The organism is Nonomuraea indica (genome assembly GCF_002850745.1).
GTDB lineage: Bacteria > Actinomycetota > Actinomycetes > Streptosporangiales > Streptosporangiaceae > Nonomuraea > Nonomuraea indica.
The window spans coordinates 18,311-33,170 of the sequence record NZ_PJOK01000068.1 but is presented as its reverse complement, the minus strand read 5'-3'; the positions used below and the strand labels follow the sequence as shown (position 1 = coordinate 33,170).

Annotated in this window: 15 protein-coding genes; 7 read left to right on the top strand and 8 right to left on the bottom strand. The window is 69.8% G+C overall.

Features of this window, described 5'->3' with window-relative positions; genetic code table 11:
* Positions 1–2 precede the first annotated feature (2 nt).
* From CXR44_RS37445 to CXR44_RS37415, 7 genes are all read right to left on the bottom strand, one after another.
* Entirely contained in the window at positions 3–797 is a 795-nt protein-coding gene (locus tag CXR44_RS37445) for an SDR family NAD(P)-dependent oxidoreductase (protein WP_101790903.1), read from the bottom strand.
* Entirely contained in the window at positions 794–2,023 is a 1,230-nt protein-coding gene (locus CXR44_RS37440; protein WP_245899912.1) for a M20 metallopeptidase family protein, read from the bottom strand. Before CXR44_RS37440 ends, CXR44_RS37445 begins: the two co-directional genes overlap by 4 nt.
* Positions 2,020–3,588, bottom strand: a complete 1,569-nt coding sequence (locus tag CXR44_RS37435; RefSeq protein WP_101790902.1) for an aldehyde dehydrogenase family protein — start codon at positions 3,586–3,588, stop codon at positions 2,020–2,022. The genes CXR44_RS37440 and CXR44_RS37435 overlap by 4 nt, the downstream gene beginning before the upstream one ends.
* Positions 3,588–4,508, bottom strand: coding sequence for an NAD(P)-dependent oxidoreductase (locus tag CXR44_RS37430; RefSeq protein ID WP_219602251.1), 921 nt, complete (start codon positions 4,506–4,508; stop codon positions 3,588–3,590). Before CXR44_RS37430 ends, CXR44_RS37435 begins: the two co-directional genes overlap by 1 nt.
* A 15-nt stretch (positions 4,509–4,523) precedes the next feature.
* A complete protein-coding gene (locus tag CXR44_RS37425) occupies positions 4,524–5,912 on the bottom strand; it encodes a DUF3100 domain-containing protein (RefSeq protein WP_101790901.1) in 1,389 nt (462 codons plus the stop codon).
* A 107-nt stretch (positions 5,913–6,019) separates the two neighbouring features.
* Positions 6,020–6,874, bottom strand: coding sequence for a MurR/RpiR family transcriptional regulator (locus CXR44_RS37420; protein WP_101790969.1), 855 nt, complete (start codon positions 6,872–6,874; stop codon positions 6,020–6,022).
* 301 nt (positions 6,875–7,175) lie between these two features.
* Positions 7,176–8,402, bottom strand: a complete 1,227-nt coding sequence (locus CXR44_RS37415) for an MFS transporter (protein WP_219602250.1) — start codon at positions 8,400–8,402, stop codon at positions 7,176–7,178.
* A 56-nt stretch (positions 8,403–8,458) separates the two neighbouring features.
* Between CXR44_RS37415 and CXR44_RS37410 the strand changes: the two genes are divergently transcribed.
* The 3 genes from CXR44_RS37410 (at position 8,459) to CXR44_RS37395 (ending at position 10,890) form a co-directional block, all read left to right on the top strand.
* Positions 8,459–8,821: a winged helix-turn-helix transcriptional regulator gene (locus CXR44_RS37410; protein ID WP_101790900.1), complete on the top strand. Its 363-nt coding sequence runs from the start codon at positions 8,459–8,461 to the stop codon at positions 8,819–8,821.
* 741 nt (positions 8,822–9,562) lie between these two features.
* Positions 9,563–10,447 carry an RNA polymerase sigma-70 factor gene (locus CXR44_RS37400; protein ID WP_101790899.1) on the top strand — a complete coding sequence of 295 codons (885 nt, stop codon included), beginning with the start codon at positions 9,563–9,565 and terminating at the stop codon, positions 10,445–10,447.
* A gap of 95 nt (positions 10,448–10,542) precedes the next feature.
* Positions 10,543–10,890, top strand: coding sequence for a DoxX family protein (locus tag CXR44_RS37395; protein WP_101790898.1), 348 nt, complete (start codon positions 10,543–10,545; stop codon positions 10,888–10,890).
* A gap of 240 nt (positions 10,891–11,130) precedes the next feature.
* Here the strand turns inward: CXR44_RS37395 and CXR44_RS37390 are convergent, their stop codons facing one another.
* The gene (locus CXR44_RS37390) at positions 11,131–11,592 is read right to left on the bottom strand and encodes a hypothetical protein (RefSeq protein WP_101790897.1); all 462 of its coding nucleotides are present in this window, start codon (positions 11,590–11,592) and stop codon (positions 11,131–11,133) included.
* Positions 11,593–11,951: 359 nt separating this feature from the next.
* On the opposite strand from CXR44_RS37390, the gene CXR44_RS37385 reads away from it, so the two are divergent.
* From CXR44_RS37385 to CXR44_RS37370, 4 genes are all read left to right on the top strand, one after another.
* Positions 11,952–12,833: a sigma-70 family RNA polymerase sigma factor gene (locus CXR44_RS37385; RefSeq protein ID WP_101790896.1), complete on the top strand. Its 882-nt coding sequence runs from the start codon at positions 11,952–11,954 to the stop codon at positions 12,831–12,833.
* An 85-nt stretch (positions 12,834–12,918) separates the two neighbouring features.
* Positions 12,919–13,389 carry a carboxymuconolactone decarboxylase family protein gene (locus CXR44_RS37380; protein WP_101790895.1) on the top strand — a complete coding sequence of 157 codons (471 nt, stop codon included), beginning with the start codon at positions 12,919–12,921 and terminating at the stop codon, positions 13,387–13,389.
* A gap of 92 nt (positions 13,390–13,481) precedes the next feature.
* Entirely contained in the window at positions 13,482–13,868 is a 387-nt protein-coding gene (locus CXR44_RS37375) for a DoxX family protein (RefSeq protein ID WP_101790894.1), read from the top strand.
* Positions 13,868–14,782, top strand: a complete 915-nt coding sequence (locus tag CXR44_RS37370) for an NAD(P)H-binding protein (protein WP_101790893.1) — start codon at positions 13,868–13,870, stop codon at positions 14,780–14,782. The genes CXR44_RS37375 and CXR44_RS37370 overlap by 1 nt, the downstream gene beginning before the upstream one ends.
* Positions 14,783–14,860: the final 78 nt, after the last annotated feature.

The following is a 14,860-nucleotide window of genomic DNA, read 5'->3' as shown; positions in this document are numbered from 1 at the left end:
GATCACTCCTTGGTCTCGGTGGCAGGGGTACGGAGCAGGCGCTCGCCGAAGTCCATCCAGTGGGCCTTGGAGAGCCAGCCGGCGTCGACGGGGACGGTGACGCCGGTGATCCCGCGTGCGGCGTCGTCGAGCAGGAAGGCAACCACGTCGGCGACCTCCTCCGGTGACAGGAGCCGGCCCAACGCGGTGTGACGCTCGATGACGGTGGCGTCGCGCTCGCCTCGGTCGACCTTCGCCGCCAGGGCGGGGGTCAGGGTGAAGCCGGGGGCGACCGCGTTGACACGGATGCCACGGGCCCCCAGCTCACCCGCGGCCAGGCGGGTGAAGCAGCCCAGCGCGGCCTTGGCCGGAGCGTAGGCGTACAGCGGGAGGGGGGTGATCTCGTTGACGGAGGTGATGTTCACCACGCATCCGCCTCCGGTCATGAGGGGCGTGAACGCCTGGGTGCACCGGACGGCGCCGAAGTAGTTGACCTCCCAGAGGGTCTGATGCGCCGGCCAGTCCAGTTCGTGCAGTGGCACCGGGTCCTGCAACACCCCGGCGACGTTGACCAGCGCGGTGAGACGGCCGAGCTCAGCGGCCATGCCGGTGACCGCGCCGGCATCGGTGACGTCGAGCTCGAGCACCCATGCTTCGGCGACGTCGCGGTGTTCCGCCGCCAGGTCGTCCAGAGCGGCGCCGGCGCGGTCCGTGGCGATCACCGTCCAGTCCCGGCGAAGCAACTTCTCGACGATCGCACGGCCCAGGCCACCGGCCGCGCCGGTGACGAGCGCGCTACGGGCTGCGGTGGGAGTCATGCCCGCCCTCCTCTCGGCCGCCCGGTGTCCCCGACCGCCAGCCTGTCGGCGGCGAGCCGGGCCAGCAGGGCGGCATGCTCGGCCAGCGTGTCGTCGGCGAACCTGGCGTGCGGCGAGTGGACGTCCGGCGCGTCGGCCGGGTCGAGGTTCGGAGGAGTCGTGCCGAGGAAGGCGAGCGCTCCAGGGACCCGTTCCAGCACCCTGGCGAAGTCTTCCGAGCCCATCAGGGGGTCGTGCCGGGTGGTGACGCGGTCGGAGCCGAGGAGGCGGGCGGCCACCTCGGAGACGAAGGCGGTCTCGGCCGGGTCATTGCGGGTCACGGGGTAGCGGTCGGTGAAGCGCACCTCAGCCTGCGCGCCGTGAGCCTGCGCGATGCTCCGGACGAGCTCGGTCACGCCGCTTCGCACCGCCCGCGACGCCGCCTCGGACAGCGTGCGGACCGTGGCGCCCAACGACGCGGTGTCCGGTATGACGTTGAGCGCCTGGCCGGCGCGCAGCCGGGTGACGGTGAGCACGACCGGGTCGAACACGCTGTGCCGGCGGGTCACGTACGTCTGCAGGGCGCCCACGATTTCGCACAGGACCGGGACGGGGTCGGCCGCCCGGTGCGGGGCGGACCCGTGGCCGCCCCGCCCGCGCACCTCGACCGTCAACTCACTCATGCCGGCGAGAATCACGTCGGGACGGGTCCACAGGGTGCCGGGACGTCCGGGGCCCACGTGGACGGCGTAGGCGGCCACCGGCGGCTCGGGACAGGACTCCAGCAGGCCCTCGTCGAGCATGACCTGTGCTCCGTCATAGCCCTCCTCACCGGGCTGGAACACGAAGACCACGCTGCCGCAGAGCCGGCTCCGCGCCTCGTTGAGCAACCTGGCGGCGCCGACGAGACCGGCCATGTGCAGGTCGTGTCCGCAGGCGTGCATGTTCCCGTTGGTGGCGGCGAAGGGCTCGCCGCTCTCCTCTCTGACGGGCAGCGCATCCATGTCGGCCCGGAGGAGCACGGCCGGGCCGGGTCTCGCCCCCGTCAAAACCGCGACCACGGAGGAGCACGCCGTGCCGGTGCGGATGTCGAGGGGCAGCCCGTCGAGGGCGGCCAGCACGGCTGTCTGGGTGCGCGGCAGGTCGAGCCCCACCTCGGGAATCGTGTGCAGGTGCCGCCGCAGCGCGACCAAGCCCGGCAGATGAACCTGGGCTCGCTGTCGCAGTTCGTCCCACGGCCTGGTCACGGCCGGCCGTCCGTGCTGCCTCCAGGGCCGTTCAGCGAGGGGAACGTCGCGGGCAGCGACCTGGTCGGCAGCCAGACGGCCTGGCTCTGGGTGAATTCCTCGATCACGCCCCTGCCGCTGGCCCGGCCCCAGCCGGACGCCTTGAACCCGCCGAAGGGCGCGGAGGGGTGACCGACCTTGTAACAGTTGATATAGAAGGTCCCGGCCTGCGTGGCCGCCGCGAAGCGGTGCGCGCGGGCTGCGTCCCGCGTCCAGACGGCGCCTACGAGCCCGAACCGCGTACCGTTCGCGCGGGCCAGCGCCTCGGCCTCGTCGGTGAACGTGGCTGTGCACAGCACCGGGCCGAAGATCTCGGTGTGTTCGAGCGGGTTGTCCGTGCTGACGTCGCCCAGCATCACCGGCATCATCCAGTTTCCGCCGCGGAGCGGCCCCTCGGCGAGCCGGGCGGGGGGTTTCGTGTCGTTGAGGCACCGGGCGCCCTGCTCCAGGCCTTTCTCCAGCAACCGGCCGACCCTGTCGTACTGCGCGCGATGCATGATGGGGCCGATCTCCGTCGCCGGATCCAGCGGATCGCCCACCCGCAGGCGTCCGATCCCGGCGAGCATCCGCTCGAACAGAGCCTCCCCGGCCTCCCTCTGGACGAGGAGCCGCGACCCCGCCTGGCAGGACTGGCCCGCGCTCGAGAACACCGCGGCCAGGGCTCCGGCCGCCGCGGCGTCCAGATCGGCGTCCGCGAAGACGACGTTGGCGCTCTTGCCTCCCAGCTCGAGCACGCTCGGGATGCCCGCGCGGGCGGCCGCGGCGGCGACGGCGCGGCCGGTCTCCACCGAACCGATGAAGATCACCTTCCCCACCCGCTCATCCGTGGTGAGCGTGGCACCGGTCGTGGGACCGAGCCCCGGCGCCGCCACCAGCGTGCCGAGCGGCGCTCCGGCCTCGCGCATCAGGCGGGCCAGTCGGATCGTGCTGGCCGGTGTGAACTCGCTGGGCTTGATGACGACGGTGTTACCGGCGGCGAGAGGAGGGAGGGCGTTCGCCGCCGCGGTGAGGAGGGGAGCGTTCCACGGCGTCACGGCCGTCACGACCCCGAAAGGCTGCCGCAGGGTGTAGGCGTGGAAGTCGGCCGAGACGCCGAGGGTCTCGCCGTTGATCCGCTCCGCCCAGCCCGCGTAGTACCAGCACATCTGGACGATCGCGCGTACCTCGGCGGTGGAGTCCCGCAGCGGCTTGCCGGTGGTGGATGTCTCCAGGAGGGCCAGTTCCCCCGCGTTCGCCTCCACGAGCTGCGCCGCCGTCCGGAGCACCTGCGCCCGCCCGGCCGGGCCGAGCGCGGTCCAGGCGCCGAAGGCCGCCGCGGCCAGGCCGACGGCCGTCCGGGCGCCCTCGGCTCCCGGATCGCGCCACAGCGCCGCGACCTCGCCGCAGGCGGGATCGACCAGCTCGATCATCGCACCGGCTCCCGGCAGGACCTCCTCGCCGGCGCAGACGCCGATTCCGTCCGGCAGGTGGTCGGCCAATGCCCGCCTGGCGGCATCCTGCCGCACTCGCACGTCATCCAGGCTCATCAGGAATCTCCCTTCTCGTCATCCGCGGACGCGAGCCGCGCCAGGTTTTCCGGTTCGAAGACGTCCGTGGCGCTAGCGAAGGCAGAGGGCGCCAGGTTGCAGTCGGCGGATACGCCGAGCCGCTCCAGGGCGCCGCGCCACGAGCCGACCACAGCCGGTAGGACGGCGGGTTCGGCTCCCCCGGCCCGCGCGGTGGCGAGCCCCAGCTCGACGTCGCGGGTCATGAGACCCACGGTGAACCCGCCTTCGAGCCGCCCTCGCAGGATGGACTCGGCGAAGACCACCTCGCTGACCAGGCTGCGCCCCGATCCGGTGTTCAGCGCGGCGACCGAGCGGCGCACGTCCAGCCCGTAGGCCGACAGGACGTCCACCGCCTCGGCGACCGCGACGATGTTGGCGGCGCAGAGCAGGTTGTTCAGCAGTTTGACCACATTGCCGGCCCCGGGTGGGCCGAGGTGGTGCCAGCGACCGGTGAAGGCGTCGAGGACTCCCGCCGCGACGTCCACCGCGGCTGCCTCTCCGCCGACGAACGCGGCGAGCTGCCCGGACCAGGCACCGGCCCGCCCGCCGGATACGGGTGCGTCCACGAAGTGCACGCCCGACTCCGCGCACAGCGCTGCCATCTCGGCGCTGGTCTGCGGGTCGGAGGTGGTCGTGTCCACCACCACCCGCGCGCGCCCGGTCCGCAACAGCTCAGGGACCACGTCCCTGACAACGCGGGCCGAGGGCAGTGACAACACGTACGCCTCGCAGGCCAACTCGGAGATCTCCACCGCGCAGGGCACTCCGTGGTCCTGCGCGATCCGGCCCGCGGCCGGGCTCGGGTCGTAGCCGTGGACGTCCCGGCCTGCGCCTTTCAGCGTGGCGGCGATGCCTGATCCCATGGTTCCCAGGCCGACCACGCCGACGCTCTCACTCACAATGCTCTCCTTCGGTCAGACGAACGGGTTGGCGACGAAGGCCGCGGTCAAGAACGAGGCGCTGAACGAGACGAGGGCCACGACCACCACTCGCCAGCTGAGCCGCCTGAGCGCGAGCCGCTCCTTGCCGAGGGAGAGGCCCACCAGGGCCAGCACCGGCGTGACCAGCGAGAGGAAGCTGATGCCGGACGTGAGCTGGAGCACCTGGTCGGAGACCGGGCTGAAGGGGGCGGCCAGCAGGATCCCGGTCGCCGTGGTGATGACCAGGACGGGCAGCCGGCGGACCTGACGGTTGAGCAGGAAGGCGCCCAGCGTGACGACGGCGAGCAGCGCGATTCCCGCCGCCGTCTGGAGCGTGAGCTTCCCGGTGCTGACCGTGTTCGACATGATCATGAGTACGGTGAAGGCAGCCAGGATGGCGGCCAGCCGTCCGAACCCGGTCGTCGCCGGGCTTTCCTCCGTGGCGGCATTCGGCCCGGCCACGTCCTCGACGGTGGCGTCGTCACCCTCGCGAGGCGTGTCCTGCCGTGCCGCGGGACTGTCCTGCGGGGAGATGGCGGAGGCGTGCTGCCCGGCCAGGCGGGCTGGGCGCTCGGCCGGGGCGTCGCCCGGCAGTCGCTCGGGCACGCGGAAGAGCCTGCACCACAGGCGGTAGAGACGCTCGGCGAGAGGCAGGGCGATGAAGCAGGTGACGTAGGTGCCGATGGTCTGCGTCATCAGGTTGGAGGCTGCGGCGTACGCGAGGATCTGGCTCTTGAGCTCCGGGTAGGCGGAGGCGATCGCGGCGGCCGCGGCGGCCATCATGGATCCCGAGCCGACGCCGCTGCCCATGGCCAGGGCGAGCGGATCCAGCCAGCCGGCCGAGCTGAAGTAGCCGGCGAGCAGGGCGAGGTACAGCGCGCCGAACACCGAGCCGAAGACGTAGACGCCGACGGTGCCGCGGTACTCCGGTGATGAGGCCCCGTAGCGCTCCGCGGTGTAGGCGAGGTTCGCCTCCCGATCGATGGAGTACGTCGCGCCGATCGAGGCGCGGCCCATCCGGATGGCGACCGCGACCGGCAGAGCGATGATGACGGTGCCGAACAGGTGCATCGCCTCCTGCAGGACGAGCACCCAGGTGATGTTCTTGAGGGAGTCGAGGGCGGCGCCTACCGTGATGCCGACGAGCACGAGGAACACCATGATCCCGACGGATACGAGGTGCAGCGCGGCGCGTTGTGATGCCAGGGGAAGCGGCCGTACCCGCTGGAAGCTGACCAGCCCTCCCAGGAGGATCGCCCAGATGATGGGGAAGAGGATGACGCGACCGGGGCCGAGTTGGAGATAGCGGGTACCGATGAGCTCGGCGAGCGCCGAGATGATCGCTGCTCCGATGAGGATGGGGACCAGAACTTTTCTGGGCATGGCGGAACCTAACTCAGTACTGTTGGTGGATCAGCGGCCCCCCGAGCCGTCGTTGGTTGTGAGCAGGGTGCGAGTCCGTCAGGACTCGTCGTTCAGGGCTTGTCGTCTCAGGACTCGTAGGTCTGGAGTGTCTCCCAGTAGTCCCGCGCGGCCCGCAGGCGTTCCTGCGTGCGAGCCGGGTCGACCTGCGCGAGCCCGTCCACGATGCCGTAGGCGAGGGACGTGGCGGCGGTGACCGACTGGAAGAAGGAGACCCCTTCGCTCGGGACGACGAGCATCAGATCGGATAGTTCGGTGTACGGTCCCCGTCTGGAGTCGGTGATGGTCAGGACCCGCGCCCCCGCCTTCCGTGCCAGCCGTGCCGCGTTGAGCAGGTCGCGGATCGGACGCCACACGTTGATCACGATCAACGTGTCCTCGGGCCCGAATCCGGCCAGCGCCGAGGACAGGTGCACGGCGCCTCTCGTCTCGAGCGAGATCGGGTAGCCGAGCACGGATCCGAGGTGCGCGAAGATCTGACCGACAGCGGCGAACGTCCCGGTCGCGACGACGACGACCCTGCGCGAGCCGGCGATGGTCTCGATGGCGCGATCCACGTCCGTTGGGTCCACGGATTCCAGGGTCTCCCGCAGGTTCTGGATGTCCTGGCGGATCGCGTTGTGTCCGGGGCTGGACGCCGTCTCACCGTGGGCGTAGAAGGTCTCCTCGGAGCTGAGCGAGGCCAGATAGCGCGCCCGCAACTCCTGTTGCAGGACCGGCCAGCCCTTGAAACCCAAAGCCTGGGCACACCGCACCACGGTGCTGCTGTTGACCTGTGCGCGGGTTGCTATCTCGCCCACGTCACCGTACGACGCCACCCGCTGATTGGTCATCAGCACCTGGATGACCCGCATCATCGCGGGAGAAAGGCCCTTCTCCGGCACGAGGTCGGAGAGCCAGTCACGGGTGTTGCCGTACTCCATGGCGCAACTGTAGATGCCGATCCGACGGTTCGCAATAGGAGTTGCGAGCATGCTTCGCCGACACCATCGCGGAACCCAGCCCATGCCCCCGACCTCGCCGACGTACATCACGCTGTTCCAGCGGCTCCGCGGGGTGATGGTCCCGGCGCCGTCGTCCTGCGGGGGCGAGGCGCGGCTGTTGTACGCCATCGGGTTCACCCTCACGGAGCGGGCACACAGCAGGCCACGCTACGCGTGTCCGTGGGCATGCCGGGATCGGCCGACCAGGTCATCAACTGCTGCGCGCTACCCGGTCCCGTCTCTAGACGCCTCCGATGCGGCTCTGCGCCGCTGGCACCACTCTGCCGATCGTCGTGGCGAGCGTGGCTCCGAGGACGCTGACGCCGACCATGGTCAGCCAGATCGCGGCTGCCCCGGTGGACAGCAACCCGGAGAGCGCTGCCGGAGCGACCGCTCCTGCGACAGTCACGGCGAGCTGGTTGAGGGCCAGGTACCGGCCGCGGAGAGCGTCTGGGGCGCTCTCCGCGGCGATGGTCGACGTGATGGGGCCGCCGAGGATTTCACCGAAGGTGTAGCTGCCTGCACCGAGCACCACGACGCCGACCGCGAGGGCGAGCGCAGCCACGTGGTCGGCGGCGAGGAACAGGAGGTAGCCGGCCGCAAAGCAGGCGTGTCCGGCGACGAGGACGCGGCTGCGGACCCGCCCGCTGAGCCACCCGAGGACGATGCCCTGGCCGAAGCCGACCATCAGGGTGTTGAGCGTGAAGACCATGCCGGCAGTCCAGCCAGGCAGTCCCAGCACGTCCACGGCGTAGACCGGTATCGCGATGTTGAGGGCGAACAAGGAGATCGCGAAGCACAGTTGGTGCGCGACCAGTGCCAGGTACCGCCGGTCCCGGAGCACGCGCCCCCAGCCTCCAGCAGCGTCCTGGCCCGCCTCGGGACGGACGTTCGGCACGGCGCGCATCAGAACGAAGGCGGTGACATAGGACAAGGCGTTGGCGATCACGATCCCGGCGTAGGCGCCGTGGGTACCGACACTGACCGCGACGGCGGAGAGGAGGCCGCCGAGTGCGTAGCCGAGATTGCGTACCGACCCCAGAAGACCGAACCAGCGCTCGCGTTGGCCGGGCGCGGCCAGCGCCGTGACGGTCGCGCCGTAGCAGCTGAAGGACACCGCCCGCCCGGCACTGTTCAACCAGGCGCAGACGGCGATCTGCCATGTCTGGTCCACGACGAGATACCCGGCGAAGCCGAGCGCCTGGGCCAGGCTTGCCGCCTGCAGTACCGGCTTGGCGCCGTACCGGTCGACCAGTCCTCCGACCAGAGGGCCGGCCGGGAGCGCCAGCAGTCCGGCCGTCGTCAGTGCCGCGCCCACCTGCACCAGCGTCAGCGGCGTCGTGGCCAGGAAATACAGCATCGAAACGGGGACGAAGACACCGGTGCCGATCGAGTCGATGATGATCGCTGCGACGAAACGGCCGTGCCGAGCCATCGATGGACGGACCGTGGAATCGGGAATGGACACAACCCGGGACGGTATAGATTCTATACCGGTATCTACAACGCTACCGGGAGTCGTGCATGGGTAAGGCCTACAACGTCATGGCCGCGACCTGCCCCAGTCGCACCGTTCTGCACCGGATCGGGGCGCGCTGGACGGTGTTCATCGTCAACGCGCTGGACAACAGGCCGATGCGATTCACCGAGCTCAAGGCGCACATCCGGGGGATCACACCGAAAGCGCTCACCGAGACGCTCCGCGCGATGGAGTACGACGGTCTGATCTCTCGCACGGAGATTCCGGCGAATCCCCCGCATGTCGAGTACGCCCTCACCGACCTCGGTCGGTCACTGCTGGCACCCCTGCGTGCCATCCGGGAATGGGCCGAGAGCCACGTCCCCGACATCGAACGCGCCCGCGCACAAGCCGACGCGCAACGGTAACCCGTTCGCCGATTGGTGCACCGCCGACCCCCGGCCGGTCCACCGGCCTCCAGGCGCTTCACGGCGTCGTCGATTCTCGCTGAGCCCCAGGGCCCAGGCCCCGCCGCCGGTCGGCTGTACTCGCAGCTCGCGCAGGTCCGGAATGTGGTTGGAGAGAGCGCCGGGGCTCATGCTGAGCAGGCGAGCGATCGAGGTGATGGAGTGCTCGGGGTTGGAGAGCGGGTCCGGGGCCGCCCGCAGCAGTTCAGGCGTGACCACGGTGGGCCGCCCGCCGATCCGGCCGCGGGCCCGTACGGCGGCCAGCCCCTCGCGGGTGCCGGCGACGATGAGTTCGCGGGATGAACTCCGCCAGCGCGGCGAAGACGAGAAAGACCAGGCGCCCGCCCGGGGGTGGTGGCGTCGAGGCTCTCATGCAGGGAGGTGAAGCCGATCTCGTGGCGGCGTGAGCCTTCCGCCCCTCGACTGATCGCGGGACATTGTCCCATGCCCGCCGATGCTCGGCCCTGACCGCTGACTACGGTAAAAGGGGTTGATCGTCATTGAGTGAGGGGCGCGAAGGCGTGGATGTGTATGAGGCCGTGGACACCTCCGGGCTGTGCGGGCGTTCAGCGCTGGGACAGGACCGCATTCTCGTGGCCAGGCTCGTCGGCTGACCGACGCTCATGACATGAGGCGCATCTCGCGCCGCTGATGGCCGGCTCCAGGATGCCCAGATGGGGGTACGGCACAGGAAGGACTGCGATGCACGGCCGCCCAGAGGCGCACCAGCCGGCGGTCGAGCGGGCGTTCACCGAGCACCGCAGCCTGCTGCACGCTGTGGCCTACCGGGTGCTCGGCAGCGTCACCGAAGCCGAAGACGTGGTGCAGGACGCGTGGTTGCGCTGGAGCCGCATCGATGTGGCGACCGTTGCGGACGCCGAAGGCTATCTGGTCCGGGTGGCCACCCGGCTGGCGATCGACCGGCTGCGCAGCGCGCGTGTGCGGCGGGAGTCCTATGTGGGATCGTGGCTCCCCGAGCCGATTCTGACCGATGTGGATGCTGCGCAGAACGCCCTGCTCAAGGAGTCGGTGTCGACGGCGATGCTGCTGGTGCTGGAGACGCTCTCCCCCGTGGAACGCGCGGTATTCGTGCTCAGCGAGGCCTTCGGGTACGGCCACCACGAGATAGCGCACTTCGTCGGGCGCAAACATGCGACGGTGCGCCAGATAGCGCTCCGCGCCAGGAAGGCGGTGGAGACGCGGCACCGCCGCTATGACACCGATCAGGCGACCAGGCGGCAGGCCACCGAACGGTTTCTGGCCGCCTGTCTCGGCGGCGACCTGAAGGCCCTGATGGAGGTATTGGCGCCGGATGTGACCATGGTGAGCGACGGTGGCGGACTCACCGGCGCCCCTCGCACCGCCATCCACGGCCGCGAGCGTGTGGCCCGCGCCGTCGTCGTCCTGTCGGCACAACGGCCGCACGGCTCGCGGGCACAGGTTTTCCAGGTCAACGGCGGCCCGGGAATCATCATCCACGCCGGGCGCAGACCGGTGCTGGCGGTCACCCTCCACCTGGTGGAGGGAACGATCGAGGCGATCCATGTGGTCAGCAATCCGGAGAAGCTGACCGGCGTCGCGCTGTGACGCAGATCACACGGTGGCCCGTCACTCCTTGGGCAGCCGTCTCGTCCGTGAGGCGATCAACCACCCGATCGTTCTCATGGAAAAGAGAAACCTCGATGTTCGCCGTCTATCTCACGATTACGCTCCTCGTCGCGACGCTCAACGGCATGGCGGCCATCGCCAACCTCATCGGCCACGACCACCCCAGGAGCCAGGCGGACAAGCTGGGCGTGCCCCGGTCCTGGACGCGCCCGTTGGGCGTGCTGCTGGCCGCCGGGACGCTGGGGCTGCTGGCCGGCATCGCCGTACCGATCCTGGGCACGCTCGCCGCCGGCGGGCTCGTCCTGTACTTCCTCGGCGCGTTCGCAGCACACCTCCGGGTCAGGGATCACCACTTCGCCCCCTGGACCCTCTTCTTCTGCGCGGCGGTGGCCGCGCTGGCCGTCAACCTGACCTGCCGCTGAGTCTGCCGAGCGGAGGCATGCCTCGACGGCGTCGGCGTAGATCGCCGGGCGATCGACGTTCAGCGGAAGACGGCGGGCGCTGCCGGGCATCGAGATGATCTCTTCCTCCGCGGGAGAGCGCCGTCGGGCTCGGAGGGTCGCTGCGTTCGACGATCACCCGCGTCAGCGGCCGCCTGGCCACGCACCGTACAGTCGATCGGTGAGTTCCTCACCGGCGAGGCGCACGCCTCGAACGCGGAGCTATCTGTAGATCTCGGTCTGCCTGGAGTCCCCGGGATAGACGACGACGAGGAAGTGCTGCCGAGCGTCTCCGTCGTCGGCCAGAGCCGCTTTCGCCCCTCGCATGTGGACCCGCACCCGGTAGCGACCGGTGCCGCGGATGGCCAGATCGGGTAGTTCGTCGACCTCGATCATGTTCCCGTCCTCGTCCTCGCCGGTGAACACCATCTCTCCGGCGGTGCTCCGATATCCGACCTCGACGACCTTCTCCCAGCCTTCGACCTCCACGGGAGGGCGTCTGGCGTACGCCTCGACGGCGACGCAGACGTGCTTGTCGGTGTCGGCGGTGAGAATGGTGAGGTCGCCGGGTGTGGCTCCGACCAGCTTGTTGGCGGAGGCCTTGTCGAGAGATGACGGGTGGACGTCGTCCTCCGATCCTTCCTCCCAGATGACGAGCATGCCCAGCTCCGCCACCCACAACATCTCCCTGTCCCGCAGTACGGGGCGGGTCCGCGGTCGGTGCTCCGGGGCAGAGGCGCACCGCCGCTCGGCGGTCGTGATGACGTCGTGTTCCCGCTGCCGCAGCGCCTCGTCCCTCGCCCACTGGCGCCGGTTGAGTGCCTTCTTCGCGGCCGAGGGTCGATGACGCTCGCCAGGTACGGGCTGATCGATGCAGCTGCCACGAAGTGACAAGCAGCTTTCTTCGGCCGATCTGACGTTCCCTGTCCTGACTTCCAGTGCGCTGACCCTGCCTTGTTGTGCCCGCTGCGCGTCGAACGGTTACCTCGGCGCCTTCGGGCCCGTCATTACCATGACGGAGTTCGCGCAAGGAAGGTAACAACATGGCCGGACCAGGTCCGCACGAAGCACTGGCTGGAGCCTTCGAACAGCAGCGTGAGCGCCTGGTGGCGGTCGCCTACCGGATGCTCGGGTCGCGGGTGGACGCCGAGGACGCGGTGCAGGAGGCGTGGATCCGGCTGGCGCGGCAGGACGCGGCCGCGATCGACAACCTGGCCGGCTGGCTGACCACGGTGGTCGGCCGGGTCTGCATCGACGTGCTCCGCTCGCGCACCACCCAGGCCGAGCTGTCGTACGAAGACCGGCTGCCCGAGCTGGTGGTGACCGTGGACGGCGGGGCGGCACCCGAGGACGACGTGATGCTCGCCGAGTCGGTCGGGCTGGCGCTGCTGGTGGTGCTCGACACCCTCACGCCCACCGAACGGCTGGCGTTCGTCCTGCATGACATGTTCGCGGTGCCCTTCGCCGAGATCGGCGAGATCATCGGGCGGTCCACCGACGCGACCAAGATGCTCGCCAGCCGGGCCCGCCGGAAGGTGCAGGGCACACCGCGGCCGGAGCAGGAGCCGCGGCGGCAGCGCGCAGTGGTCGACGCCTTTCTTGCCGCGGCGCAGAACGGGGACTTCGAAGGGCTCGTACGGCTGCTCGATCCGAAGGTGACCTGGCGCACGTACCACCCACAGGGCGTGACGACCACAGTCGGGGCTGCCGAGGTGGCCGGTCCGATCCTGCGCGGCATCCGGTCGATGACCTCGGTGCTGCCGGCTCTGGTCAACGGCGAGCCCGGGTTCGTGGCCTGGGGAGCGAGAGACAAGGTGCTCGGCGTGGTGGCGTGCACCGTGGTCGACGGCCGGATCGTCGAGCTTCTTACCGTGAGCGACCGCAAGCTCCTCGACACCATGGGTCTGCCCGCGCGACCCGCGTAGCGCACGTCCCGCGCATGGGGTTGTTACTTCTTGGCGGTGTGCCTCGTCGTAGTGGTGCAAGCATCCGAAGACGAAGGAGATCGAGATGGAAACCCGGATCAACCCCATGGTCAACGAGGTCGGGGCGAAGTGGGCCAAGTACATCATCTCGTCGAACAAGGTCATCACCGACTCGGCTCTGCCGAAGGCGGTGCAGGAGCTGGTGAAGATCCGCGCCAGCCAGATCAACGGCTGCGGCGGCTGCCTGGACATGCACACCAAGGACGCCGCGGCCGCCGGCGAGAGCATGGTGCGGATCAACCTGGTTGGGGCATGGCGGGAGACGACCGTCTACACCGAGGCGGAGCGGGCAGCGCTGGAACTCACCGAGCAGGGCACCCGCCTCGCCGACTCCAGCGGCGTCACCGACGAGGCGTGGGCGAACGCGGCGAAGCACTTCGACGAGGATCAGCTGATGGCCCTGGTGGCCCAGATCTGTGTGATCAACGCCTTCAACCGGCTGAACGTGATCACCCGGACGCCCGGCGGCGAGTACCAGCCCGGCCAGTTCGGCTGACGCGGACATCCTCCCCCCTCAGACTCGCGGGCGGACCTGGGACGACCCCGGGCCCGTTCGTCACCCCCCGACATTGGGCCAAGGACGAACTCATGAACATCGCACTCTGGATCGTCGCCGGACTACTGGCCGCCGCCTTGCTGGTCAGCAGCGCCAAGCTGTTCGTGCCCAAGGAGAAGATGGCCGGCTTCGGCGCCGCGACCCGATGGGTCGAAGACTTCAGCCCCGGTGCTCTCAAGGCCATCGGAGGCCTCGAGTTCCTGGCCGCGGTGGGACTGATCCTGCCCGCCGTACTCGGCATCGCGCCGGTTCTCGTTCCGTTGGCCGCGACAGGCGCGGCGCTGTTGTTCGTTGGCGCGATCATCACGCGCCTCCGTCGTGGCGAGAGGGCAACGGTCGTGGGCGACGTGGTCTATCTCGCCCTGGCCGCTTTCGTGGCGTGGGGCCGCTTCTTCGGCCCCGAGTCCTTCATCGGCTGATGCCCTCGCGTGCGGGGTCGGGTGAGGTTCGTCGTCGGTGCACACAACAAGCGAAACCAAAGGAGATCTCCATCATGATCCTGGTAACCGGTGCCGGCGGAAACGTCGGTTCCAACGTCGTCCGCCAACTCCTGGAGGAGGGTGAGAAGGTCCGCGTCATCACGCGCAACCCCAGCGGCCAGGCGTTTCCCGACCAGGTCGAAGTCGCGACCGGCGACCTGACCCGGCCGGAGACCCTGACGGAGGCTCTGTCCGGCATCGAGCGGGCCTTCCTGTTCCCCGTTCTCCACGGGGTCGACGGGTTCCTCGACGTGGCGGAGCGAGCCGGCCTGCGGCATCTCGTGATGCTGTCCTCGATATCCGTCACGTGGTCTGTGCCCGGCTGGGTCGGCGAGGCGCACCTGCGGCTCGAACGATCCGTCCAAGCGTCCGGGTTGCCATGGACCTTCGTGCGGCCTGACGGGTTCACGACCAACGATCTGGTCTGGGCATCCCAGATCATCGACGGCGATGTCGTGCGCGGACGGTACGGCGACGCCGCGACGGCCCCGGTCGACCCGCGCGACATCGCCGCGGTCGCCGTCCGCAGTCTCCTCGACGGGCGTACCGGCGAGGGGTACTCGGTGACCGGGCCGCAGTCGCTGACCCAGATCGACCGGCTGGGCATCATCGCGGAGGCCATCGGGCGGCCCTTGCGGTGGCAGGAGCAGTCCGAGGACTGGTTCCGGGACGAGATGGCCCGGCTCGGCATGCCCGCCCAGGGGATCGACGATTACGTCGACGCGCTCACCGCGAGAGTCGGCAAGACCGCGGAGGTCCTGCCGACGGTCGAACACGTGACCGGCCGACCGCCCTTCACCTACGCACAATGGGTCGCCGACCACACCGCCGCCTTCGGAACGGCGTCGACCTGACGGACAGGCGGCACCTGCCGGCCGCCGGGCACGTCCCGAGGGACGTGCCCGGGTCTTGGCCGATCTGCCGGAACGGGG

Bases quoted from the DNA above. Each gene is read 5' to 3' on its own strand.
- CXR44_RS37425 (WP_101790901.1), bottom strand. From the start codon at position 5,912: ATGCCCAGAAAAGTTCTGGTCCCCATCCTCATCGGAGCAGCGATCATC.
- CXR44_RS37375 (WP_101790894.1), top strand. From the start codon at position 13,482: ATGAACATCGCACTCTGGATCGTCGCCGGACTACTGGCCGCCGCCTTG.
- CXR44_RS37420 (WP_101790969.1), bottom strand. From the start codon at position 6,874: ATGGAGTACGGCAACACCCGTGACTGGCTCTCCGACCTCGTGCCGGAG.
- CXR44_RS37370 (WP_101790893.1), top strand. From the start codon at position 13,868: ATGCCCTCGCGTGCGGGGTCGGGTGAGGTTCGTCGTCGGTGCACACAA.
- CXR44_RS37410 (WP_101790900.1), top strand. From the start codon at position 8,459: ATGGGTAAGGCCTACAACGTCATGGCCGCGACCTGCCCCAGTCGCACC.
- CXR44_RS37385 (WP_101790896.1), top strand. From the start codon at position 11,952: ATGGCCGGACCAGGTCCGCACGAAGCACTGGCTGGAGCCTTCGAACAG.
- CXR44_RS37435 (WP_101790902.1), bottom strand. From the start codon at position 3,588: ATGAGCCTGGATGACGTGCGAGTGCGGCAGGATGCCGCCAGGCGGGCA.
- CXR44_RS37400 (WP_101790899.1), top strand. From the start codon at position 9,563: ATGCACGGCCGCCCAGAGGCGCACCAGCCGGCGGTCGAGCGGGCGTTC.
- CXR44_RS37380 (WP_101790895.1), top strand. From the start codon at position 12,919: ATGGAAACCCGGATCAACCCCATGGTCAACGAGGTCGGGGCGAAGTGG.
- CXR44_RS37390 (WP_101790897.1), bottom strand. From the start codon at position 11,592: ATGTTGTGGGTGGCGGAGCTGGGCATGCTCGTCATCTGGGAGGAAGGA.
- CXR44_RS37395 (WP_101790898.1), top strand. From the start codon at position 10,543: ATGTTCGCCGTCTATCTCACGATTACGCTCCTCGTCGCGACGCTCAAC.
- CXR44_RS37445 (WP_101790903.1), bottom strand. From the start codon at position 797: ATGACTCCCACCGCAGCCCGTAGCGCGCTCGTCACCGGCGCGGCCGGT.